21 protein-coding genes are annotated in these 22,156 nt (G+C 35.7%); 7 read left to right on the forward strand and 14 right to left on the reverse strand.

Features of this window, described 5'->3' with window-relative positions; all coding sequences use genetic code 11:
- Positions 1 to 39 precede the first annotated feature (39 nt).
- The 3 genes from ACSBPO_RS22390 to ACSBPO_RS22400 all read right to left on the reverse strand — a co-directional run bounded on the left by ACSBPO_RS22390 (position 40) and on the right by ACSBPO_RS22400 (position 3,231).
- Positions 40 to 2,046 (reverse strand): molybdopterin-dependent oxidoreductase, encoded by a 2,007-nt coding sequence (locus tag ACSBPO_RS22390; RefSeq protein WP_442597250.1) that lies wholly within the window; start codon positions 2,044 to 2,046, stop codon positions 40 to 42.
- A 75-nt stretch (positions 2,047 to 2,121) separates the two neighbouring features.
- A complete protein-coding gene (locus tag ACSBPO_RS22395; RefSeq protein WP_442597252.1) occupies positions 2,122 to 2,319 on the reverse strand; it encodes a DUF951 domain-containing protein in 198 nt (65 codons plus the stop codon).
- 12 nt (positions 2,320 to 2,331) lie between these two features.
- Positions 2,332 to 3,231: a mechanosensitive ion channel family protein gene (locus ACSBPO_RS22400; protein ID WP_442597254.1), complete on the reverse strand. Its 900-nt coding sequence runs from the start codon at positions 3,229 to 3,231 to the stop codon at positions 2,332 to 2,334.
- A gap of 224 nt (positions 3,232 to 3,455) precedes the next feature.
- Between ACSBPO_RS22400 and yyaC the strand changes: the two genes are divergently transcribed.
- Positions 3,456 to 4,073 (forward strand): spore protease YyaC, encoded by a 618-nt coding sequence (gene yyaC / locus ACSBPO_RS22405; protein WP_442597256.1) that lies wholly within the window; start codon positions 3,456 to 3,458, stop codon positions 4,071 to 4,073.
- 27 nt (positions 4,074 to 4,100) lie between these two features.
- Here the strand turns inward: yyaC and ACSBPO_RS22410 are convergent, their stop codons facing one another.
- From ACSBPO_RS22410 to rpmH, 11 genes are all read right to left on the reverse strand, one after another.
- Positions 4,101 to 4,823, reverse strand: a complete 723-nt coding sequence (locus tag ACSBPO_RS22410) for a DUF554 domain-containing protein (RefSeq protein WP_442597258.1) — start codon at positions 4,821 to 4,823, stop codon at positions 4,101 to 4,103.
- Between the two features lie 330 nt (positions 4,824 to 5,153).
- Positions 5,154 to 6,011 carry a ParB/RepB/Spo0J family partition protein gene (locus tag ACSBPO_RS22415; protein ID WP_442597259.1) on the reverse strand — a complete coding sequence of 286 codons (858 nt, stop codon included), beginning with the start codon at positions 6,009 to 6,011 and terminating at the stop codon, positions 5,154 to 5,156.
- The gene (locus ACSBPO_RS22420; protein ID WP_442597261.1) at positions 6,004 to 6,765 is read right to left on the reverse strand and encodes a ParA family protein; all 762 of its coding nucleotides are present in this window, start codon (positions 6,763 to 6,765) and stop codon (positions 6,004 to 6,006) included. The genes ACSBPO_RS22415 and ACSBPO_RS22420 overlap by 8 nt, the downstream gene beginning before the upstream one ends.
- 190 nt (positions 6,766 to 6,955) lie before the next feature.
- Positions 6,956 to 7,849: a nucleoid occlusion protein gene (gene noc, locus ACSBPO_RS22425; RefSeq protein WP_442597263.1), complete on the reverse strand. Its 894-nt coding sequence runs from the start codon at positions 7,847 to 7,849 to the stop codon at positions 6,956 to 6,958.
- A gap of 169 nt (positions 7,850 to 8,018) precedes the next feature.
- On the reverse strand, positions 8,019 to 8,735 hold the full coding sequence (gene rsmG, locus ACSBPO_RS22430; protein ID WP_442597265.1) for a 16S rRNA (guanine(527)-N(7))-methyltransferase RsmG: 717 nt from the start codon (positions 8,733 to 8,735) through the stop codon (positions 8,019 to 8,021).
- A gap of 31 nt (positions 8,736 to 8,766) precedes the next feature.
- On the reverse strand, positions 8,767 to 10,647 hold the full coding sequence (mnmG, locus tag ACSBPO_RS22435; RefSeq protein ID WP_442597267.1) for a tRNA uridine-5-carboxymethylaminomethyl(34) synthesis enzyme MnmG: 1,881 nt from the start codon (positions 10,645 to 10,647) through the stop codon (positions 8,767 to 8,769).
- A 53-nt stretch (positions 10,648 to 10,700) separates the two neighbouring features.
- Complete coding sequence (mnmE, locus tag ACSBPO_RS22440) at positions 10,701 to 12,086, reverse strand: tRNA uridine-5-carboxymethylaminomethyl(34) synthesis GTPase MnmE (RefSeq protein WP_442597269.1); 1,386 nt, start codon at positions 12,084 to 12,086, stop codon at positions 10,701 to 10,703.
- A gap of 459 nt (positions 12,087 to 12,545) precedes the next feature.
- On the reverse strand, positions 12,546 to 13,166 hold the full coding sequence (gene jag / locus ACSBPO_RS22445; protein WP_442597271.1) for an RNA-binding cell elongation regulator Jag/EloR: 621 nt from the start codon (positions 13,164 to 13,166) through the stop codon (positions 12,546 to 12,548).
- Positions 13,163 to 13,939 carry a YidC family membrane integrase SpoIIIJ gene (spoIIIJ, locus tag ACSBPO_RS22450; RefSeq protein ID WP_442597273.1) on the reverse strand — a complete coding sequence of 259 codons (777 nt, stop codon included), beginning with the start codon at positions 13,937 to 13,939 and terminating at the stop codon, positions 13,163 to 13,165. The genes jag and spoIIIJ overlap by 4 nt, the downstream gene beginning before the upstream one ends.
- Before the next feature lie 203 nt (positions 13,940 to 14,142).
- On the reverse strand, positions 14,143 to 14,496 hold the full coding sequence (gene rnpA, locus ACSBPO_RS22455; protein ID WP_442597275.1) for a ribonuclease P protein component: 354 nt from the start codon (positions 14,494 to 14,496) through the stop codon (positions 14,143 to 14,145).
- Positions 14,497 to 14,653: 157 nt separating this feature from the next.
- Positions 14,654 to 14,788 (reverse strand): 50S ribosomal protein L34, encoded by a 135-nt coding sequence (gene rpmH, locus ACSBPO_RS22460; protein WP_007084526.1) that lies wholly within the window; start codon positions 14,786 to 14,788, stop codon positions 14,654 to 14,656.
- Positions 14,789 to 15,587: 799 nt separating this feature from the next.
- Between rpmH and dnaA the strand changes: the two genes are divergently transcribed.
- The 6 genes from dnaA (at position 15,588) to gyrB (ending at position 22,052) form a co-directional block, all read left to right on the forward strand.
- A complete protein-coding gene (gene dnaA, locus ACSBPO_RS22465) occupies positions 15,588 to 16,934 on the forward strand; it encodes a chromosomal replication initiator protein DnaA (protein WP_442597277.1) in 1,347 nt (448 codons plus the stop codon).
- A gap of 182 nt (positions 16,935 to 17,116) precedes the next feature.
- Entirely contained in the window at positions 17,117 to 18,253 is a 1,137-nt protein-coding gene (dnaN, locus tag ACSBPO_RS22470; protein WP_442597279.1) for a DNA polymerase III subunit beta, read from the forward strand.
- 176 nt (positions 18,254 to 18,429) lie between these two features.
- A complete protein-coding gene (yaaA, locus tag ACSBPO_RS22475; protein ID WP_442597281.1) occupies positions 18,430 to 18,642 on the forward strand; it encodes a S4 domain-containing protein YaaA in 213 nt (70 codons plus the stop codon).
- Between the two features lie 19 nt (positions 18,643 to 18,661).
- Positions 18,662 to 19,780 carry a DNA replication/repair protein RecF gene (recF, locus tag ACSBPO_RS22480; RefSeq protein WP_442597283.1) on the forward strand — a complete coding sequence of 373 codons (1,119 nt, stop codon included), beginning with the start codon at positions 18,662 to 18,664 and terminating at the stop codon, positions 19,778 to 19,780.
- A 9-nt stretch (positions 19,781 to 19,789) separates the two neighbouring features.
- Complete coding sequence (gene remB, locus ACSBPO_RS22485) at positions 19,790 to 20,038, forward strand: extracellular matrix regulator RemB (RefSeq protein ID WP_442597285.1); 249 nt, start codon at positions 19,790 to 19,792, stop codon at positions 20,036 to 20,038.
- A gap of 85 nt (positions 20,039 to 20,123) precedes the next feature.
- Positions 20,124 to 22,052 (forward strand): DNA topoisomerase (ATP-hydrolyzing) subunit B, encoded by a 1,929-nt coding sequence (gyrB, locus tag ACSBPO_RS22490; RefSeq protein WP_442597287.1) that lies wholly within the window; start codon positions 20,124 to 20,126, stop codon positions 22,050 to 22,052.
- The last annotated feature ends 104 nt before the right edge of the window (positions 22,053 to 22,156 follow it).

Below are 22,156 nucleotides of genomic sequence, written 5' to 3' on the forward strand. Positions count from 1 at the left end.
TCGTACGGGTTAAACTCAATACGCAGCAGCTTCTCATCCTTAATTCACTTTATCTATATTAACTAAACAATCGTATAAGGTGCTTCCCAGTCCGTTATCTGATTCCCGGTTGGATGTTAGTAAATTGACGGATCCTCCAAATTGACTCCATATCCCTTCATCAATATTAATCGTTTGTGGATGGGCCTGTTTTAAAATTTGGACATATCCTTCAATAGAACCTCTATCATTCCAAACCTTTACCGTATCACCATCACCTATGTCTTTACCTACCGCAATATCCTGGGATATCTCCACTTTCAATCTTGGTGCTGGATCAAATAGATGATAATGTTGTGAATGATTGGAACGCAAAGGATGAATCGTCAATAATGAATACGGATATTTTTCAGCCAGCTCTCGATTGGTCCATTTACTCTCACTTGGTAAGGATAATTGAATTTTCCCATCAAAGCCCTTCATTTCAGCTGTTTGTGAGGTAAATTCATATTTTCCGCTTGGGGTTTTATATTCGTGATTTTCCCATGGAATTTTATGAACCGGAAGCTCAGCGAAATTTTCATTTCTTAGTTTTTCTAAAGTGATTCCATGATCTTTTAATGGAGCTAAGCCTAACTCTAACCATTGCTCGGTTGTAAAATCAAAATCACTTCCAAAACCTAAACGTTTGGCAAGCTCTGTCCAAATCCATAGATCTGACTTTGCTTCACCTGGTGCTTCTACTAATTTCGGTCCATAATTGACATAATGATGGTACATGGATGAATAATAAACATCTTCTTCTTCAAAAACAGTCGTCACAGGTAGTATATAGTCAGCGAGCTTCGCTGTATCTGTCATAAACTGTTCCATCACTACTAATGTGTCAACAGATTCAAAAGCCCTTTTTACTAAGCTTGTATCTGGAACCTGTGTTAATGGATTTCCACATGTGACGATAACCATTTTAATTTCTGGATCCTTAGCTGTTAAAATTCCTTCTGCTTGTTTCATCATGGTAAACTGACGACTTTGCTTTGCTCGATGTTCAAGTGTAAAAGCTGGTGATTGGAACTTTTGGCCCACTTGCAGGTTTCCGTAACTTGCACCGCCACCAGCCACTCCAACATTGCCGCTTATCGCTACTAAAGCATCTATTAAACGAATGGTATTTCCGCCATTTTCATAACGCTGCATTCCTAATCCTAAATAAGTGGAGGTTGGCTTATCACAATAAACCTTCGCCAGTAATTCGATATTTTCACGGGAAACCTCTGCTTTTTCGATAATCTCTTCCATAGAAATGGATTGGAGAAGCTCTTCCAGGTCGTTAAAACCAACTGAATGGTTATCAATAAACTCGCGGTCTTCACCCTGTAAGCGGAGTATTTCTTTCATAATGCCTGCTGCAAGAAAACCATCCATTCCTGGCTTGATGGATATATATTGGTTGGCTATTTTGGCAGTTGCATTAAACATTGGATCAATAACAATAATTGTAGCTCCTGCTTTTTTCGCCTGTTGAAGCTTTTGATAGAAATGCATATTCGTCCGTGCTACATTTCTACCCCAAATAATAATATTTTTACTATTAAAAACATCATCTGGCTCATGGCCATAAGAATCACCAAAATCCCATTTTTGCGCTTCGATTCCAGAACCCCAACATAATGAACCAATTAGTTCCGTCACACCACCAAAGCAATTGAAAAAACGACGATCTATATTTTTTAATAGACCGCCATTTGCATAATCATGGCTATGCAAAATAGAGGTTGAGCTGAAGGTATCTTTATAATCTTGCATTTTAGCAGCTATTTCATCGAGTGCCTGTTCCCAGCTAATTTGTGTAAATTCACCGTCTACTTTTTTCAAAGGATATACTAAACGTTGTGTCGAGTTAGTCCTTGTTTCTAACATTCTTCCACGTCCACATATTTTCCCCTTTGTAATCGGATGGTCAGCCGCTCCATCCACTTTCGTAACCTTACCATCTTCAACCGTCACTTCAAATCCACAATTATCCCAACAATTTAAGGAACAAGAAGATTGATAGATTTTGGCCATCTCGCACACCTCTCCTTCAAAAAATCTATTTATACAATAGAATAATATATATTAATAAAAAAAAGAAGCACGAAGTTAGCCTTCATGCTTTACTAAAACTTTTTTAAGTTTTCGACTAAATTCTCTTCTTGGTATCAGAACACTATGCGCACAGCCTTCGCATTTAATTCGAATATCCATCCCTAGTCTAATAATTTTCCAACGATTTACTCCGCATGGATGGGGTTTTTTCATTTCGACTATGTCATTTAAACCAAACTCTTTTTCTTCCATTTTTCAATCCCCTTATTCATTGGCTAATTTTTTTTGAACTTCCACTGGCGGTTCTTCTTGTCTTGAATACATGACCATTCGAGGGAAAGGAATTTCAATACCATGCTCATCTAAAAGGAGCTTTAAATCCTTTCGAAGCATCCGAGTGATACCGAAATGACGCATTGGCTTTGTTTCCGCTGCAATTCTTAATATTACATCAGATGGACCCAACATCTGAATTCCTAATAATTGTGGAGGACTGACGATATCCTCATACTTTTCTGGCAATGTCTCTAAAAACTGCTGAATGACTTCTTCAGCTCTAACAATATCACTTTCATAAGCAATACTAATATCGAGTACCGCCATACTGTTATTTAATGAGAAATTTGTTACTTCAATTATACTACCATTTGGTAAAATATGAACTTCACCTGTCCAAGTTTTTAATTTGGTGGTTCGAAGTCCGATTTCATCAACGGTCCCTTCAAACTGACCAATCCTAACAAAATCCCCGACTGAAAATTGATCCTCAAAAATGATAAAAAATCCAGAAATAATATCTTTTACTAGACTTTGTGCTCCAAAACCTACTGCTAGACCTACTATACCGGCACCTGCTAACAGAGCCTTCACATCAATGGTTAGCGTAGATAAAATCATCAAAAAGGCCATAAAGGATATCACATAAGTAAGGATATTATCTAATAGTTTCTCCAAGGTATTCTCACGCCGTTCCGAGGTTCTAATCGGAGCTCTGTTTCTAACCTTAAAAATGTTATGAATAGCGATTTTTCCAATTCGTATGACAATACTCGCTAAAATGAGTATGGCAACAATTTTTAATGCTATTTCTCCTATATGAATCCAATTATCTTCATTTAAAAGTTCTAGCTTTAATTTCTTATACATTTTATAGAAATAATTCATTTTCATCACCTTCATTTTCCATTTTTACCCTTTTTATATCTTCTTAATCGATAGCTACTATTGTAACAAGTTTTTGCATTGGAAGAAATGAATAAAATCAACTTTCCTTATTTTTTGCTATTGAAAGTAGGAAGTTTTACGTATAGATTTCCAAAATCATCCGTATACTGTTAAAAAGATTCCTACGAGACAAAGGCTGTTGTATATGAAAAGGAGTGGACCCTATGAATCTTAAACCAAGTTTCTTTGAAAGACGGAGCGGAGTAAAAGTCTTTCATGATGAAGAAGATGCAGTTCAGCTATTAGCCAAAGAATTGATGAATATGTTCCCTCCCCATACTATTCGTCCTATTGTCTTTGTTTGTATCGGTACCGACCGCTCCACCGGTGATTCTTTAGGTCCATTAGTTGGTACATTATTAGAAGAAAAAGGTCCAAGTCCTTTTCATGTATATGGAACTCTTGATGAACCGATTCATGCGGTTAATCTAGAGGATAAATTAAAGGAAATTAAACAGCAGCACTTCTACCCATTTATTATTGGCATTGATGCTTGCCTTGGAAAACTGAAAAGCGTAGGTTCCATTCAACTAGCGGATGGACCTGTTAAACCTGGCGCGGGAGTCAATAAGGAGTTACCTGCAGTAGGTGATATACACCTAACAGGAATCGTCAATGTAAGTGGATTTATGGAGTTTTTTGTTTTACAAAACACGAGATTAAATCTTGTTTTAAAAATGGCCAAAACCATTTCAGAGGGAATTTACCAAGCTAGTATCCATTATCGTGTACAAAAAGCAGAGTGGAACTCAATGACAACAAAAATGGAAGAATCTATATAAAAAAGGCTCTTTTCATAAAGGGCCTTTTTACATAATTATATGTTGATATAAATAAATCAAGGTAACGATGATAAGTGTTACAACGATTCCCGGTAACAAATTAGCTACTTTCACTTTAATGATACCTGTTAAGTTCAATCCGATTGCAAATATCATAATACCGCCTGTAGCGGTCATTTCTAATATAAAGCTATCCATTAAAGCTTGTGGAATAAAACGATCAATTTGTGTCGCAAACGCTGCTATTAAACCTTGATATAGCATAACAGGAATAGCTGAAAAAATAACACCAATTCCTAATGAGGTCGTTAATATGATAGAGGTAAAACCGTCGATTATGGCCTTTGTATATAAGACATCATGATCGCCGCGTATCCCGCTATCTAAAGCTCCAATGATAGCCATTGCCCCAATAACAAATATTAATGTAGCTGTCACAAAACCTTCAGAGATACTACCTTTCCCATTTCCATTTGAACCTATTTTCTTTTCTAACCAATCTCCAAGCTTGTTCAGCTTGTCCTCTAACGCAAAAAACTCTCCGATCACAGCACCTAATGCTAAGCTAATAATAACAATTAAAAAATTATTACTTTTAAACCCCATTTGCAGCCCTAACACCATTACCGAAAGGCCGATTGCATGCATAACAGTAGATTTCATACCTTCAGGAATACGGTGAAAAAGTTTCCCTAATAATGTACCAATGACAATTAACAAGCCGTTTACAAGTGTCCCCAATAAAAACATGATTTTGCCACCTATCATTTATTTCGAACAACGAAACATTAACTTTTTTAATGATTATATTATATAAAAATCATTTCGTATAGGAGATTCTTCATAAAAAGCTGTTTTCGTATAGTTTGTGGTTTTCGTAAAAATCCCTACAGCCGGATTTTTACAGGCACTCTTAATAAGTGCTCAGCTCTTTTCTTCATTTTCATAAGAGTTTAACACCCTATATTGTGAAATGCCTAATTATTAGTTACAAAAAGCAACAATGTTTCAGAAAAGAGCCTCAAAAAAAGAAAAGGCCTACACCTTAAGAATGCCATACATTTCTTAGGGGAGGACCTATTAAATAGAAGAGCGTTCTTGTTCTAAAATCTCCAAAATACGTTCTAAATCTTCTTTAGAGAAAAATTCAATTTCGATTTTCCCTTTATTTTTAGATTGTTTAATATGGACAGTGGTTCCAAAACGTTCACGTAATACCGTTTCTTGTTCTTTTATATAGATATCTTTTGCCGGCTGTGGTTTCTTTGTTTCACGTGGAACATGTTCATTTAATTCCTGAATTAATTGTTCTACCTGTCGGACATTTAAGCCTTCTTTCATAATCTTATCTACTAAAGCCTGTAATTGGTCCTTTTTTCTTAAACCCAGTAACGCACGACCATGCCCCATCGATATTTTACCATCAGATATCATTTCTTGAATCTTAGGTGGTAGAGATAATAGACGCAGATGATTAGCAATGTGCGGTCGACTTTTACCAAGTCGTTTCGCTAACACTTCTTGAGTCAACTTTAACTTTTCCATTAATGTTTGATAAGCAATGGCTTCTTCGATTGGAGTTAAATCTTCACGTTGAAGATTTTCTAAAACAGCTAGTTCCATCATTTGCTGTTCGGATAATTCTCGGACTACCACTGGGACTTTTTCGAGCTTGGCTTCTTTTGCTGCTCTATATCTTCTTTCACCTGCAACAATTTCATAGCCTTTAATACTTTTTCGAGCAATAATTGGCTGTAAAATACCATGTTCCACAATTGAATTTTTCAATTCTTCAATTGCTTCCGGTTGAAATGTTTTTCTTGGCTGATAAGGATTTGGACGAAGTTCCTTAACTGGAATCTCTTGAATAGACTCGTCCTTTGTTACTTCTATATTGGCAAAAAATGCATTAAGACCTTTTCCTAAACCTTTAGCCATTAGCAACCACTTCCTTTGCCAAATCTAAATATACTTCCGCTCCACGAGACTTTGGATCATAAATAATAATGGGTTCTCCATGACTCGGTGCCTCACTTAAACGTATATTTCGAGGAATAATTGTTTTATAGACTTTATCTTGGAAGTATTTTTTCACTTCCTCAATGACTTGAATACCAAGGTTCGTACGAGCATCTAGCATGGTTAATAGTACACCCTCAATTTTCAAATCTTGATTTAAGTGTTTTTGAACTAATCTTACTGTATTAAGAAGCTGACTTAACCCCTCCAATGCATAATACTCACACTGTACTGGAATTAACACAGCATCTGAAGCTGTTAAAGCATTTATCGTTAATAACCCTAATGATGGAGGACAATCTATTACAATATAATCAAATTGATCCTTCACTTCTTCCAAAGCACGCTTTAAACGAACTTCTCTTGAAATGGTTGGAACTAATTCAATTTCTGCTCCTGCAAGCTGGATGGTTGCTGGTAAAACAAATAGATTTTCAACAGAGGTTGGCTTAATGACCTGCTTTGCCTCTACATCATCTACTAAAACATCATAGATACACTGATCTACCTCTGCTTTTTCTATACCGATTCCGCTCGTTGCATTTCCTTGCGGATCAACATCTACTAATAATACCCTTTTACCGATATACGCTAAGCAGGCTCCTAGGTTTACAGAGGTTGTTGTTTTTCCAACTCCACCTTTTTGATTGGCAATCGCTAATACTTTCCCCACGATGTCACCTACCTTCATCTCAAAGACTTTTATAAAAATGAACAGTCATAAATCCTATTTTATCATGAAACATTCTTTAATTATGATTTTTTCTTTAAAAATAATCTTAAAATCTTCTAAAATCTCTATTTTACATAAAAAAACAGTGAGCAACTAACCAAGAAGTCTAGTTTCCCACCGTTCTATCATTTTATTTTTTCTTAGGAATCCGGATGGTGAATTGGTAATATTCCTCGAATTCTTCTTCATCCGAATTTAAATTTATTCCGCTATCCGCTACCATTGATAACGATTGACGAATCGTATTAACGGCAATTCTCATATCTTTACTAAATGCCTTACGTTTCGGCTTTGGTTTTGGATTGTTTTGTTCTAGTAATTTTACGACTCTATCTTCCGTTTGCTTAACGTTTAAATTCTTCTCAATAATTTCAGCTACTAATTTTACTTGCAGCTCTGGGTTTTTTAACGGAATAAGGGATCTTGCATGTCTTTCTGTTATCGATTTATTTAGAAGTGCATCTTGAACTTCTTGAGGAAGCTTCAAAAGACGTAATTTATTCGCAACAGTAGATTGTCCTTTTCCTAATCTTTGTGCAAGTGCTTCTTGGGTTAAATTATGAATTTCTAATAACTTCCCATAAGCAATCGCTTCTTCTATTGGTGATAATTCCTCACGTTGAAGATTTTCAATTAATGCAACAGAGGCAGTTTCGGTATCACTTAAATTTTTAATAATAGCCGGAACTTCTTCCCAGCCAAGGCGATTCATTGCACGCCAACGACGCTCCCCAGCAATGATTTCAAATTTGTCATGGTCAAGCTCACGAACAACAATTGGTTGTATGATCCCGTGGGTATGAATTGTCCGGGATAGTTCCTCAATTTTTTCATCATCAAATACCGTTCTCGGTTGGAAACGGTTGGGAATGATATGACCAATTGGTATTTTACGAATCTCTTCATGCACTTCTTCTAGTTCTTGTTGATCAATGGTAAAATCTTGATCATTAACCTCTTGTTCTGCTATAGCTTGATCTCCCTTTTCGCCGAGGCCAAAAAAGCGTGAAAAAGTATTTTTCATCACCCTACACCACCTTTACGAAACTCCCATATTACATATTCTTTATATAAATGACAATGTCCTGCCTTTAAAATACATTTTAAAACAAAATTAACATGAATTCGTAAAAATTGTAATCCCTTTTTCGACGTTTCCAACAGAATACCTAAATTTCTTTTCGACAGTTTTTTTATTCTATTGGCGTTTTATTAGGAGTACCAGGCTTTCTTGGATATTGCTTTGGAGTGTTTTTTTCTTTTTGAATAAAAATAATGTTTCGTTCACTATTTTCAATTGGAAGTAAAAAAGACTCCTGCTTTATCATTTTCCCACCTAATGTTTGAATTGCTTTTTGGGCAGATTTTAGTTCATCTTCTGCACTTGCCGCCTTCATTGCAATAAATAGTCCACCCTTTTTGACAAGTGGAAGACAAAGTTCACTTAAAACCGAGAGTCTTGCAACAGCTCTTGCTGTTACTAAATCAAACTGTTCACGGAATTCTTTATTCTGCCCGAAGGTTTCAGCACGATCATGCACAAAGCGAACATCTTTTAATTGTAACACCTTTGCCAAGTGCTCTAAAAAGGATATTCGTTTATTTAAGGAATCTACAATGGTTACATGAATATTTGGAAAGGCTATTTTGATGGGGATACTCGGAAAACCAGCACCCGCTCCAACATCACAAACAGTTATTGGTGATGTAAAATCGTGATAAAACCCTGCTGAAATAGAATCAAAAAAATGTTTTAAATATACATCACCTTTTTCAGTAATCGCAGTTAAATTCATTTTTTCATTCCATTCAACAAGTGTTTCATAATAAATTTCATATTGTTTTAATTGTTCAGCGGTAAGCGTAATCCCCTTTTCCGCCAATAACTCTTGAAATTGGTTCACATTCATTTATGTCAATCCTTTTTTCTCTTGATTATGACTAGATACGAGCAATTTTCCCCTGTTCTAAGTAGATCAGTAAGATGGAAATATCAGCTGGGTTAACACCTGAAATGCGAGATGCTTGTGCAAGTGAAATCGGTCTAACCTGTTTTAATTTTTGACGAGCTTCATTTGCTAAACTAGAAATGGCATCATAATCGATATTTTCAGGGATTTTTTTATCCTCCATTTTTTGCAAACGTTCCACTTGCTGCAATGACTTTTCAATATAACCTTCGTACTTAATTTGAATTTCTACCTGCTCTTTTACATCCTCATGAAGTTCCACTTCGGATGGGGCAAGCTGGTCGATATGGCTATAGTTCATTTCAGGGCGCTTTAATAAATCTGCTGCACGGATTCCGTCCTTCAGTTCACTTCCACCCATTTGTTTAATTAATTCTTGAACTTCACCAGAAGGTTTTAAGATGATTGTCTTTAAACGTTCTTTTTCATCTTCAATCTTCTTTTTCTTTTCTAAAAATTTTTCATATCTCTCATCAGAAATGATACCGATTCGATGTCCGATTTCCGTTAATCTTAAATCTGCATTATCATGACGAAGCAATAAACGATACTCGGCTCTTGAGGTTAAAAGTCGATATGGTTCATTTGTCCCTTTTGTCACAAGGTCATCAATTAGAACTCCGATATAAGCATCAGAACGACTTAAGATCACTTCTTCTTTACCAAGTGATTTTAATCCAGCATTCATACCGGCCATGATTCCTTGACCAGCTGCTTCTTCATACCCAGAAGTACCATTGATTTGACCAGCAGTATATAAACCTTTCACTTTTTTTGTTTCAAGAGTTGGCCATAACTGTGTTGGAACAATCGCATCATACTCAATGGCATAGCCTGCACGCATCATCTGAACTTTTTCTAAACCAGGTATCGTCTTAAGGATTTGATTTTGAACATCCTCTGGTAAACTTGTTGATAGTCCTTGTACATAAACCTCATGTGTATTTCTACCTTCTGGCTCTAAAAAGATTTGATGGCGCGGCTTATCATTAAAGCGCACTACTTTATCTTCGATGGATGGGCAATAACGTGGACCTGTCCCTTTAATCATGCCTGAATACATAGGGGAACGATGAAGGTTATTGTCAATCAATAAATGAGTTTGCTCATTTGTATAAGTTAACCAACATGGAAGTTGGTCTGTAATGTATTTGGTTGTTTCATACGAAAAGGCTCTTGGCACATCATCGCCAGGCTGAATTTCCGTTTTACTATAATCAATAGAGTTGCTATGGACTCTTGGGGGTGTTCCTGTCTTAAAACGGACAAGATCAAAGCCAAGTTCTTGAAGATGTTCCGATAATTTAATCGATGGCTGCTGATTGTTAGGACCACTTGAATATTTTAATTCACCAAGAATAATTTCCCCGCGAAGGAAAGTCCCTGTTGTAATGACAACCGTTTTCGAGCGGTATACTGCACCTGTTTGGGTAATAACCCCTTTACAGACATCATCTTCCACAAGAAGTCTTTCAACCATCCCCTGCAATAAGGTTAAATTCGGTTGATTTTCAATCGTCTTTTTCATTTCATGTTGATAAGCAAACTTGTCCGCCTGTGCTCTAAGAGCTCTTACCGCTGGACCTTTTCCTGTATTCAACATTCTCATTTGAATATAGGTTTTATCGATATTACGTCCCATTTCTCCACCAAGAGCATCAATTTCTCGAACAACGATGCCCTTAGCAGGTCCACCAACAGATGGATTACATGGCATAAACGCAACCATATCCAAATTAATCGTAATCATTAAAGTTTTTGCACCGACACGTGCAGCTGCAAGACCTGCTTCACTGCCTGCATGTCCAGCACCAATAACGATGACATCATAATTCCCTGCCTCGTATTGCATTTCTTTACCTCCTGTCAAAACCTAAAAAGGTTCTGTATGACTAATTAATTAAACTACTTTCCAAGACAGAACTGGGAGAATAGCTGATCGATTAGGCTTTCATGGACACTTTCTCCAATAATTTCTCCTAATAGTTCCCACGTTCTTGTAAAATCAATTTGCACGATATCAATTGGCGTTCCAGATTCTATTCCAAAAATAGCATCTTCAATAGATTGTAACGTTTGATGTAATAATGCGATATGACGGCTATTTGAAACATATGTCATATCCCCCGCTTCAATGGAACCTTCAAAGAAAAGACTCGCAATAGCCTCTTCTAATTCATCCACCCCACGGTCTTCCAATAGTGAAGTGCGAATGATTTTGTGCTCCTTCGCTAATTCTTCAACTTGTTCCATCTGAATCTTCTGCGGAAGATCTGTTTTATTGATAATGACAATGACGTCCATACCTTCAACAGCTTTAAAAATATTCTCATCTTCTGGAGTAAATTCATCAGAATAATTAAGAACTAATAATATTAAATCGGCCTCTTTTAATACTTGACGAGACTTTTCAACACCGATTCGTTCCACGATATCTTCTGTCTCACGAATTCCCGCTGTATCTAGTAATTTTAACGGAACACCACGAACATTGACATACTCTTCAATAACATCCCTAGTAGTTCCAGGAATATCCGTTACAATCGCCTTATTTTCTTGAACCAAACTATTTAGTAGAGAGGATTTACCTACGTTTGGACGACCTACAATAACAGTAGACAACCCTTCTCTTAAAATTTTACCTTGTTGCGATGTTTGCAATAAATTTTTTACTTCCATTCTCACATTCTTTGCTCGATCAAGAAGTAATTGATGGGTCATTTCTTCGACATCATCATATTCAGGATAATCAATATTTACCTCAACATGTGCCAAAGTCTCTAATATTTCTTGCCTTAATCTTTGAATTAATCTTGAAAGCCTTCCTTCCATCTGACCTAATGCCAAATTCATAGCACGATCCGTTTTGGCTCTAATTAAATCCATAACCGCCTCAGCTTGAGAAAGATCAATTCTACCGTTTAAAAAGGCACGCTTTGTAAACTCACCAGGTTCAGCCAATCTTGCCCCATTATTTAAAGTGAGCTGAAGTACACGATTAACCGAAACAAGTCCACCGTGGCAATTAATTTCTACCACATCTTCTTTCGTAAAGGTTTTAGGGCCTTTCATCACTGAAACCATTACTTCCTCTGCAACCAATTCTGTTTTTGGATCTACTAAATGTCCATAATGAATGGTGTGAGTAGCAACATCCTTCAGTCTTTTTCCTCCAACTCCTCTAAACAACCGATCCGAAATCTCTATAGCCTGTTCTCCACTTAGTCTGACGATCGCGATAGCTCCCTCTCCCATCGGAGTGGAAATAGCCGCTATTGTATCCATTTCCAAGTGACACACCTACTTTCTAAAACCTTTAAACCTATTTATTAAATAAATGAAATATCAACAATATCAGAAGATAATTAATTATCCACAAAAGAATAAATGAATCTCTTTATTTTAACTTATCCACATGTGAATAACAACAAACAATGACTAAGGATATTTTTAAAAAGTTTCAATATAAAAAGCAGTTAAAACGATGAGGATCCGTATCGAAAAAATCTAACTAAATGAAACCTAACCATAAAAAAAGTCCCCAGTCTTTTGGACTGAGGACTTCTTCATTTTATTTAAGGCGGTTTTCGTATAGATTGAAGTTTTCGTAAAAATCCCAAAAGCCGGATTTTTACAGCTGCCCTTAATGAGTGAGCAGCTCTTTTCTTGATTTCCTAAAGAATTTTAATCAAATACTTACGTAAAATCATTCTTTATTAGTTAAAAACAACAAAGTTTTATAAAAGAGCCTTATTTAACTGGAGTGATCACAATAAATCGATGTGGTTCAGTTCCGTCTGAATACGTTTTTACTTTTCTATTTTCGACTAAAGCGGTATGAATGACTTTTCGCTCATACGAAGGCATTGGTTCAAGGGCTACATTTTGGCCTGTTTTGATAGCTTTTATTGCTAAGCGTTCTGCCAGTTGGATAAGAGTATCATTTCTTCTTTTACGATAATCTTCAGCATCCAGGGTTACCGTAAAATAGTGGTCCGCATAACGGTTAATCACTAATTGAGTAAGATACTGAAGTGAATTAAGAGTCTGTCCTCTTTTTCCAATTAATAAGGCAATTTTTTCTCCAGAAAGACTAAATAATACATTTTTTCCTTCTTGGGTTATGTCAATTTTAATCGGAACTTCCATTTGTTCACTAACACTTATAAGAAAATTCTTTGCCTCGTCAATTGGATCCACTTTGACAGTTACTTTTACGACAGCTGGTCGTGAACCAAAAATACCAAATATCCCTTTTTTACCTTCATCGATGATTGAAATTTCTGTGCGGTCTTTTGTTGTCTTAAGTTGAGCTAAAGCTGATTCTACTGCATCTTCGACATTTTGTCCTGTAGCAGTTACTTGTTTCACTTTTTTGCTCCTCCCGCGTTGCCGGTAGCCGTAGCCTTTAAATCCGGCCCTTTAATAAAGTAGGTTTGAACAATCATAAAGAGGTTACCAACTACCCAATATAACGATAAAGCGGCTGGGAAGTTGATTGCAAACACGATAATCATAATCGGCATCATCCAAAGCATCATAGCCATTTGAGGATTTTGGTTAGCTGTACCTGCCATCATCATCTTTTGTTGAATAAATGTTGTTGCCCCTGCGACAAGTGGCAGGATATAAAAAGGATCCGGAGAACCTAAGTCAAACCACAAAAAGCTATGTTCTGCAATTTCTCTTGTTCTAGAAATGGCATGATAAAATCCGATCAAAACCGGCATTTGAATCACTAATGGGAAACATCCAGCTAAAGGATTTACACCATGTTTTTGAAATAATTGCATTGTTTCTTGCTGTAATTTTTGCTGTGTTTTTTGATCCTTTGAACTATATTTTTCCTTTAAAGCAGCCATTTCTGGTTGAAGGGCTTGCATCGCCTTTGAACTTTTGGTTTGCTTAATCATTAAAGGTAAGATAGCTAATCGAACAATAATGGTAACTAATATAATGGATAATCCAAAACTTCCCCCAAAAGTCTCAGCCACTTTAACAATAAACCAAGATAATGGGTAAACAATGTATTCATTCCAAAAACCCGTACTTTCAGCTGTAATAGGTTGTTTTACTTGCGTACAACCCGATAAAAACAACATTATCGAGATGAGACCGATTACAAGAAATATTCTCTTTTTCAAACCTTTTTTCCTCCTTTTAGATTTATCCAAAAATAATAGACAAGAAGCTTGTCCAATAAATTTTTAATTTAGCCCCTATCCCCTGACATAACAGTATTTTACCAATAAGTACCTTGAATAAAAAGTGGAAAATATGCCATAGAGAGGATAATCTTCCGACAAAAAAGCCATTCCATGTCGATATGGACACAAAAAGTTCAGTTTTAGTCGACTGATTTTTTTTCTAACACCTTAGCAATTTTTAGAACATGAATCATGCTGCTTTTTACCTCCGCAAAGCTCATGGTGGCGGCAGGTTTTCTGGCAATCACAATTAATTCCACATCTTTATGTAATTGATTTGAAATTTCCAGGAAGGTTTGTCTCAAATATCGTTTAATTCGATTTCGGGTTACGGCATTGCCAACTTTTTTACTTACGGATAGTCCAACACGATAATTGGTTTGATCGCTTCTTCTTAAGCAGTAAACAACAAATTGTCGATTAGCGACCGATTTCCCTTTTTTGAATACTTCCTGAAATTCGGCATTCTTTTTTATTCGAAAAGTCTTTTTCATATGTATACACCTGCATTTTCTATATAACGGGGTCTTGGATCATAAAAGCCACTAAAACTAGTGTTACCAAAAGCCTTTTGCTTAGAACAAACTTACGCTAAAGACTTTTAAAAATAAATAAATATTAGAAAAAAGACCACTGAGACATTTCAGTGGCCTAAGCAGATAATACTTTTCTTCCTTTTAGACGACGGCGAGCTAGAACTTTACGTCCGTTTGCACTGCTCATACGACTACGGAAACCGTGAACTTTGCTATGTTTACGCTTATTTGGTTGATACGTTCTTTTCATTATATGACACCTCCCTGAGGAATTGCTGTTCAGACAGTCCTACCTATTATATAGACCAAAGCTGAATATTGTCAACTCTCTCCTAAAGATTCTGGGGAAATTCCATCAATTCCCGAAAAAGGTCTATCTAATTTCATGAACTAAAAAAAGTTTAGAGGAAGAGCTAGATGAACAACAAACATCTTCTAACTAACATGGGAAATGTTCTTCATAAGCACAATGAACAACAAAATTCCTCTAACTGACATTAGAAATGTTCTTCATATCCTGCTACCAGCACAAACTTCTTTTTCTCCTTAACCTACATTTTTAATTTACATAGAAAAATTTCTTTTAGCCAAAATAACCAAGAATTTTAGTTGATCCATTTTGTTCATTTATGAGTTTGTGGATAATTTTCGACATGATTTTTATTATCCACAACCCTTATTTACAGGTTTTTCACAAAAACAGCGCCTGTGGATATTTTTTATCCATAGGAAATGTATGTTGTGGATAAAACGAGAAAAAGCATTGCACCTCTTCAGTTTATTTGATATTATTATTGTGTTTTCACTCTGGATAAATACATTCTCAGTTTTATATTATCCACAAACTGTGGATAAGTTGTGGACAGGTTATTCAAGACCTATGTAAAACTTTGTCCACAAGTGGTGGATATTGTCGAAACTCCAACTTCTTACATTATTATATGTTTTTCCACATAAACCGAGATGAATATTTATAAATTACAGGTTGTACAAGCTGTATAATCTTAGTCAGATAGAAAAAAATTCATTAAAAAAGGGAGGGAGACTATTTGAAAAATATTGCGGATCTTTGGAATGCTGCACTAAGTACGATTGAAAAAAAGATCAGCAAACCAAGTTTTGATACTTGGCTAAAGTCGACAAAGGCTCATTCCCTTCAAGGCGATTTACTAGTGATTACCGCCCCAAATGAATTTGCACGAGATTGGCTAGAAGAAAGATACTCTCATTTAATCTCAAGTATTTTAGCTGAGATCACAGGTGAAGAGCTTACAGTTAAATTTATCATCCCGCAAAATCAAAAAGAGGAAGATCTTGATTTTCCACCGCCTCAGAAGCAGACAAAAAAAGAGGACGAACTGATTGAGTATCCTCAAAACATATTAAATCCTAAATATTTATTTGATACGTTTGTTATTGGATCTGGTAATCGCTTTGCACACGCTGCATCTTTAGCTGTGGCTGAGGCACCAGCAAAGGCTTATAATCCCTTATTTATCTATGGAGGAGTAGGTCTTGGGAAAACCCATTTAATGCATGCAATTGGTCATTATGTTTTGGATCATAATCCTTCCGCTAAAGTTGTTTATTTATCTTCAGAAAAATTTACAAATGAATTCATCAATTCCATTCGTGACAATAAAGCCATTGAATTCCGTAACAAATATCGAAATGTTGATGTTCTACTTATTGATGATATTCAATTTTTAGCTGGAAAAGAGTCAACACAAGAAGAATTTTTCCATACTTTTAATACACTTCATGAGGAAAGTAAACAAATCATTATCTCAAGTGACCGCCCTCCAAGAGAAATTCCAACATTGGAAGATCGATTACGTTCTCGTTTTGAATGGGGTTTAATTACTGATATTACTCCACCGGATTTGGAAACGAGGATTGCCATTCTTCGCAAGAAGGCTAAAGCAGAAGGTTTAGATATACCAAATGAAGTGATGCTGTATATTGCGAATCAAATAGATACAAATATCAGAGAATTAGAAGGGGCATTAATTCGTGTAGTGGCCTATTCTTCACTGATAAATAAAGATATAAATGCCGATTTAGCAGCAGAAGCATTAAAGGATATTATTCCAAGTTCTAAGCCTAAGGTGATTACAATCTTAGATATTCAAAAAGTTGTGGGGCAAACCTACAGCATTAAACTGGAAGACTTTAAGGCTAAAAAACGTACAAAATCAGTGGCTTTTCCACGTCAAATAGCTATGTATCTTTCAAGAGAGTTAACCGATTACTCTTTGCCTAAAATTGGTGAAGAGTTTGGGGGCAGAGACCATACAACCGTCATTCATGCTCATGAAAAAATTTCTAAGTTGCTTCAAACCGATTCTCAACTTGAAAAACAATTAAAAGAAATAAAAGATATGTTAAAAGTTTAAAATTATGTGTATAACTTGCTATTACTTACACACAGTCTGTCCACATGTGGATAGACTGTGTTTCCTTTCGAAATTATAGGTTATCCACATACTAACAGGCCCTACTAGTACTTCTACTATTTTTTAAAACATATTAATATATGTAATAGACTCATAAAATATTCCAAACGGAGGATTAAAAAATGAGATTTATAATCCAACGAGATCGTCTAGTTCAAAGTGTTCAGGACGTAATGAAGGCAGTATCTACAAGAACAACGATTCCTATTTTGACAGGAATTAAAATGGTTGCGACAAATGAGGGAGTAACATTAACCGGTAGTGATTCTGATATTTCTATTGAATCCTTTATTCCAAGAGAAGAAGCTGGAGATGAAATTGTAGAGATTAAACAACCTGGTTCTATCGTACTTCAAGCAAGATTTTTTAGTGAAATCGTTAAAAAATTACCAACCGATTCAGTTGAAATTGAGGTAGAAAATCAATTGGAAACCGTTATCCGTTCAGGTAAATCTGAATTCCATCTTAATGGTTTAGATGCAGAAGAATATCCATTACTTCCACAATTATCAGAAGAAAATATTTTCAGAGTACCAATTGACCTTTTAAAAGCAATGGTTCGCCAAACTGTATTTGCAGTGTCCACCTCAGAAACACGACCAATCTTGACAGGTGTAAACTGGAAAGTGGAACAAGGTGAATTAACCTGTATTGCAACAGATAGCCATCGTCTAGCATTTCGTAAAGCTAAAATCGATACGGAAAACCAAGAACATTACAATGTTGTGATTCCAGGTAAAAGCTTAAATGAATTAAGTAAGATTCTTGATGATGATAATGATTTTGTAGAAATTGTTATTACTGAAAATCAAGTGCTATTTAAAGCGAAGCACTTGTTATTTTACTCAAGATTATTAGAAGGCAATTACCCAGATACAACTCGCTTAATTCCAACTGAAAGTAAAACAGATATTGTATTAAATACAAAAGAATTTTTACAGGCAATTGATCGTGCCTCGTTACTAGCAAGAGACGGCCGAAATAATGTCGTTAAATTTGCAACCTTAGAAAATGGAATTATCGAAGTATCTTCCAATACTCCAGAAATCGGTAAAGTAGTAGAAGAAGTTCAGAGCCAAACGATCGAGGGAGAAGAATTGAAAATTTCCTTTAGTGCCAAATACATGATGGATGCGTTAAAAGCTCTAGAAGGAACAGATGTTCAAATTAGCTTTACTGGAGCAATGAGACCGTTCTTTATGAGACCGCTTCATGATGAATCTATATTGCAGTTAATTCTTCCAGTAAGAACGTATTAATTTTAATAAAAATGAAGGGGCTAACCCATTGAGGGTTGCCCCTTTTTCATGTTTGTAAAATAAGAAAATTTTCTTTTTAGGTTTTCTTTGTGTATTCCCCACCAAATTTGTTAAAATAAAGTATTGGAGTAAAAAACAACAGATCATATTTTTAGAAGGAAAGAGTGAAGCCATCCGTGAGTCAACAAATTAAAATTGAAACGGAATATATTACGTTGGGACAGTTTTTAAAATTGGCAGATGTCATTCAATCAGGTGGTATGGCAAAGTTTTTTTTACAGGAATATGATGTATTTATTAATGGTGAACAAGACCAACGGAGAGGAAGAAAGCTCCGAAGTGGAGATAATGTAAAGATTCCTGGTTTTGGAGAATATGTAATTCTTTAACTTAAAGGATGTCTAATTCATGTATATTGAACATTTAGTTCTAAAAGATTACCGCAACTATGAACAATTAGAAATAAACTTTGAAAATAAAGTTAATGTCATCCTTGGAGAAAATGCGCAAGGTAAAACGAATGTAATGGAATCTATTTATGTTTTGGCTATGGCAAAGTCTCATCGTACAACAAATGATAAAGATTTAATTCGCTGGGACCAAGAATATGCTAAAATAGAAGGTAGACTTCAAAAAAATTATGGGTCGTTACCGATGCAATTAGTCATTTCCAAGAAAGGAAAAAAGGCAAAATGCAATCATATTGAACAACAAAGGTTAAGCCAATATGTTGGAAATATGAATGTCGTCATGTTTGCGCCTGAAGATCTCCACCTTGTTAAAGGTAGTCCACAAATTAGGCGCCGATTTATTGATATGGAAATTGGCCAAGTTTCCCCTATATACTTACACGATATGAGTCAATTCCAAAAAATACTACAACAACGCAATCATTATTTGAAAATGATGCAAATCAAAAAACAAACGGATGAAGCGATGCTTGAAATTTTAACAGACCAATTTATTCAAGTCGCAACGAAGATTGTTCAAAAGCGTTTCGAATTTATCCATTTGTTAGAGAAATGGGCAAAACCGATTCATTCTGGAATTTCAAGAGGGCTGGAAACCTTAAAAATTGAGTATAAGCCTTCTGTAGAGGTATCAGAAGAACAAGAGTTGTCGAAAATGATAGAAAGGTTTGAGGAAAAATTTCAAAAAGTCAAAAATAGAGAAATCGAGCGAGGGGTCACCTTATTTGGCCCACATCGAGATGATTTACTTTTTTATGTTAACGATCGTGATGTTCAAACTTTTGGCTCACAAGGACAACAAAGAACGACAGCTTTATCTATTAAATTAGCCGAAATTGAATTAATTCATGCAGAAATTAAAGAATATCCAATACTCTTATTGGATGATGTTTTATCAGAATTAGATGATTATAGACAATCCCATTTATTAAATACAATTCAGGGGAAAGTCCAAACGTTCGTAACAACAACAAGTGTAGAAGGTATTGACCATCAAACGCTTAAAGAGGCTGCAACCTATACAGTTGAAGCAGGATCAATTGCAAAAGTACAGTGAGGTGAAAAGATGTACATTCACATCGGGGAAGAAGTGTTGGTGAAAACAAAGGATATTATCGCTATTCTTGACAAAGACAGTGTGAAAGCTTCTGACCATATACAAGAATTTCTCCAACAAAATGAACAAAGAACAGAAAATCTTTCGAAAAATTCCTTTAAATCGATTGTGATTACACATGAGAAGGTATATCTTTCTCCATTAGCCTCCACTACTTTAAAAAAGAGATCCTTACAGCTATATGTAATGGAGCAATAGTAACGTCATAAATCAGGCTAAATCTCCTGATTTCATTTAAATAGATTGCAGTAAAGTATGTAAATAGAAAGTGTGGGTGACTGTTTTGACAACGGAACCAAAAGCAATTCAAGAACAATCCTATGATGCCGATCAAATACAAGTTTTAGAAGGTCTTGAAGCTGTTCGTAAACGTCCTGGGATGTATATTGGTTCAACGAGTGGAAAAGGCTTGCACCATTTAGTATGGGAAATCGTTGACAATAGTATTGATGAAGCATTAGCAGGTTATTGTGATGAAATAAACGTAGTGATCGAACCTGACAACAGTATAACTGTTATTGATAATGGTCGTGGAATCCCAGTTGGTATACATGAGAAAATGGGACGCCCTGCTGTTGAAGTCATCATGACGGTACTTCACGCTGGAGGTAAATTTGGCGGCGGAGGTTATAAAGTTTCAGGTGGTCTACATGGTGTAGGGGCTTCTGTAGTTAACGCCCTTTCAACAGTATTAGAGGTTTTTGTTCACCGTGATGGTAAAATTCATTATCAAAAATTTGAAAAGGGTGTACCTGCAGCTGACCTAAAAATTATCGGCGATACAGAACGTACAGGGACAACTACCCATTTTAAACCAGATGGTGAGATTTTCACAGAAACCTTAGAATATGATTATGAAATTCTTGCTACTCGAATTAGAGAATTAGCCTTCTTAAATCGTGGTTTAAAAATAACGATTGAAGATAAACGAACTGAAAATAAAAAGAATGAGTACTGCTATGAAGGCGGTATTAAATCATATGTAGAACACTTAAACCGGACGAAAGAAGTTATTCATGACGAACCGATTTATATGGAGGGTGAACGTGAAGGTATTACAGTTGAAGTAGCCTTACAATATAATGATGGCTATACAAGTAATCTTTACTCTTTCGCTAATAATATTCATACATATGAAGGTGGTACCCATGAGTTTGGTTTTAAGACAGCTTTAACTCGTGTAATTAATGATTATGCGAGAAAACATGGGATTTTTAAAGAAGCAGATGCTAATCTTTCGGGTGAAGATGTACGTGAAGGAATAACCGCTATTATTTCGATTAAACATCCAGATCCACAATTTGAAGGACAAACGAAAACAAAGCTAGGTAACTCTGAAGTTCGAGCCATTACAGATACAGTATTTGCTGATACATTCGAAAAGTTTTTATTAGAGAATCCTTCAGTTGCTAGAAAAATTGTAGAAAAAGGCTTGATGGCAGCAAGAGCAAGACTTGCAGCGAAAAAAGCAAGAGAACTCACTCGTAGAAAAAGTGCTCTAGAAGTATCAAGTTTACCTGGTAAATTAGCAGATTGTTCCTCTAAGGACCCTGCTATAAGTGAAATATACATTGTTGAGGGTGATTCAGCGGGCGGTTCAGCAAAACAAGGTCGAGATCGCCACTTCCAAGCCATTTTACCGTTAAGAGGTAAAATTCTTAATGTTGAAAAAGCACGCCTAGATAAAATTCTTTCAAACAATGAAGTTCGAGCAATGATTACAGCAATTGGAACTGGAATCGGGGAAGATTTTGATATTTCGAAAGCCCGTTATCATAAGATAGTTATTATGACAGATGCCGATGTGGATGGAGCTCATATTCGAACACTCATCTTAACATTCTTTTATCGATATATGAGACAAATATTAGAAGCGGGATATATTTATATTGCCCAACCGCCATTGTATAAAGTTCAACAAGGTAAACGAATAGAGTATGCATATAATGACAAAGAGCTTGAACGTATCTTCGAAGAATTGCCAAGTCAGCCTAAGCCGAATATCCAACGTTATAAAGGTCTAGGTGAAATGAATCCTGAACAATTATGGGAAACAACAATGGATCCTTCAACTAGAACCATGCTTCAGGTTAGTCTAGAAGATGCTATCGAAGCAGATGAAACCTTTGAAATGTTAATGGGTGAAAAAGTAGAACCACGCCGTAACTTTATCGAAGCCAATGCACAGTATGTTAAAAACTTAGATATATAAAAATAAGACAATGAAAAAGGATAAAAAGGGTAGAGGATTGACCACTATCCTCCTTTTTCTTTTTCCAAGATCAAGTGGTGGTCAATTAGTGTTACCACCAGCCG

Origin of the sequence: Neobacillus sp. D3-1R (assembly GCF_052180215.1) — a bacterium.
In the GTDB taxonomy this organism is placed as follows: domain Bacteria; phylum Bacillota; class Bacilli; order Bacillales; family Cytobacillaceae; genus Pseudoneobacillus.

Excerpts from the sequence above, each read along its gene's own strand:
- yyaC (WP_442597256.1), top strand. The coding sequence starts at position 3,456 with ATGAATCTTAAACCAAGTTTCTTTGAAAGACGGAGCGGAGTAAAAGTC.
- remB (WP_442597285.1), top strand. The coding sequence starts at position 19,790 with ATGTACATTCACATCGGGGAAGAAGTGTTGGTGAAAACAAAGGATATT.
- dnaN (WP_442597279.1), top strand. The coding sequence starts at position 17,117 with ATGAGATTTATAATCCAACGAGATCGTCTAGTTCAAAGTGTTCAGGAC.
- mnmG (WP_442597267.1), bottom strand. The coding sequence starts at position 10,647 with ATGCAATACGAGGCAGGGAATTATGATGTCATCGTTATTGGTGCTGGA.
- ACSBPO_RS22390 (WP_442597250.1), bottom strand. The coding sequence starts at position 2,046 with ATGGCCAAAATCTATCAATCTTCTTGTTCCTTAAATTGTTGGGATAAT.
- rnpA (WP_442597275.1), bottom strand. The coding sequence starts at position 14,496 with ATGAAAAAGACTTTTCGAATAAAAAAGAATGCCGAATTTCAGGAAGTA.
- recF (WP_442597283.1), top strand. The coding sequence starts at position 18,662 with ATGTATATTGAACATTTAGTTCTAAAAGATTACCGCAACTATGAACAA.
- rsmG (WP_442597265.1), bottom strand. The coding sequence starts at position 8,735 with ATGAATGTGAACCAATTTCAAGAGTTATTGGCGGAAAAGGGGATTACG.
- noc (WP_442597263.1), bottom strand. The coding sequence starts at position 7,849 with ATGAAAAATACTTTTTCACGCTTTTTTGGCCTCGGCGAAAAGGGAGAT.
- ACSBPO_RS22400 (WP_442597254.1), bottom strand. The coding sequence starts at position 3,231 with ATGAATTATTTCTATAAAATGTATAAGAAATTAAAGCTAGAACTTTTA.
- ACSBPO_RS22410 (WP_442597258.1), bottom strand. The coding sequence starts at position 4,823 with ATGTTTTTATTGGGGACACTTGTAAACGGCTTGTTAATTGTCATTGGT.
- rpmH (WP_007084526.1), bottom strand. The coding sequence starts at position 14,788 with ATGAAAAGAACGTATCAACCAAATAAGCGTAAACATAGCAAAGTTCAC.
- ACSBPO_RS22415 (WP_442597259.1), bottom strand. The coding sequence starts at position 6,011 with ATGGCTAAAGGTTTAGGAAAAGGTCTTAATGCATTTTTTGCCAATATA.
- ACSBPO_RS22395 (WP_442597252.1), bottom strand. The coding sequence starts at position 2,319 with ATGGAAGAAAAAGAGTTTGGTTTAAATGACATAGTCGAAATGAAAAAA.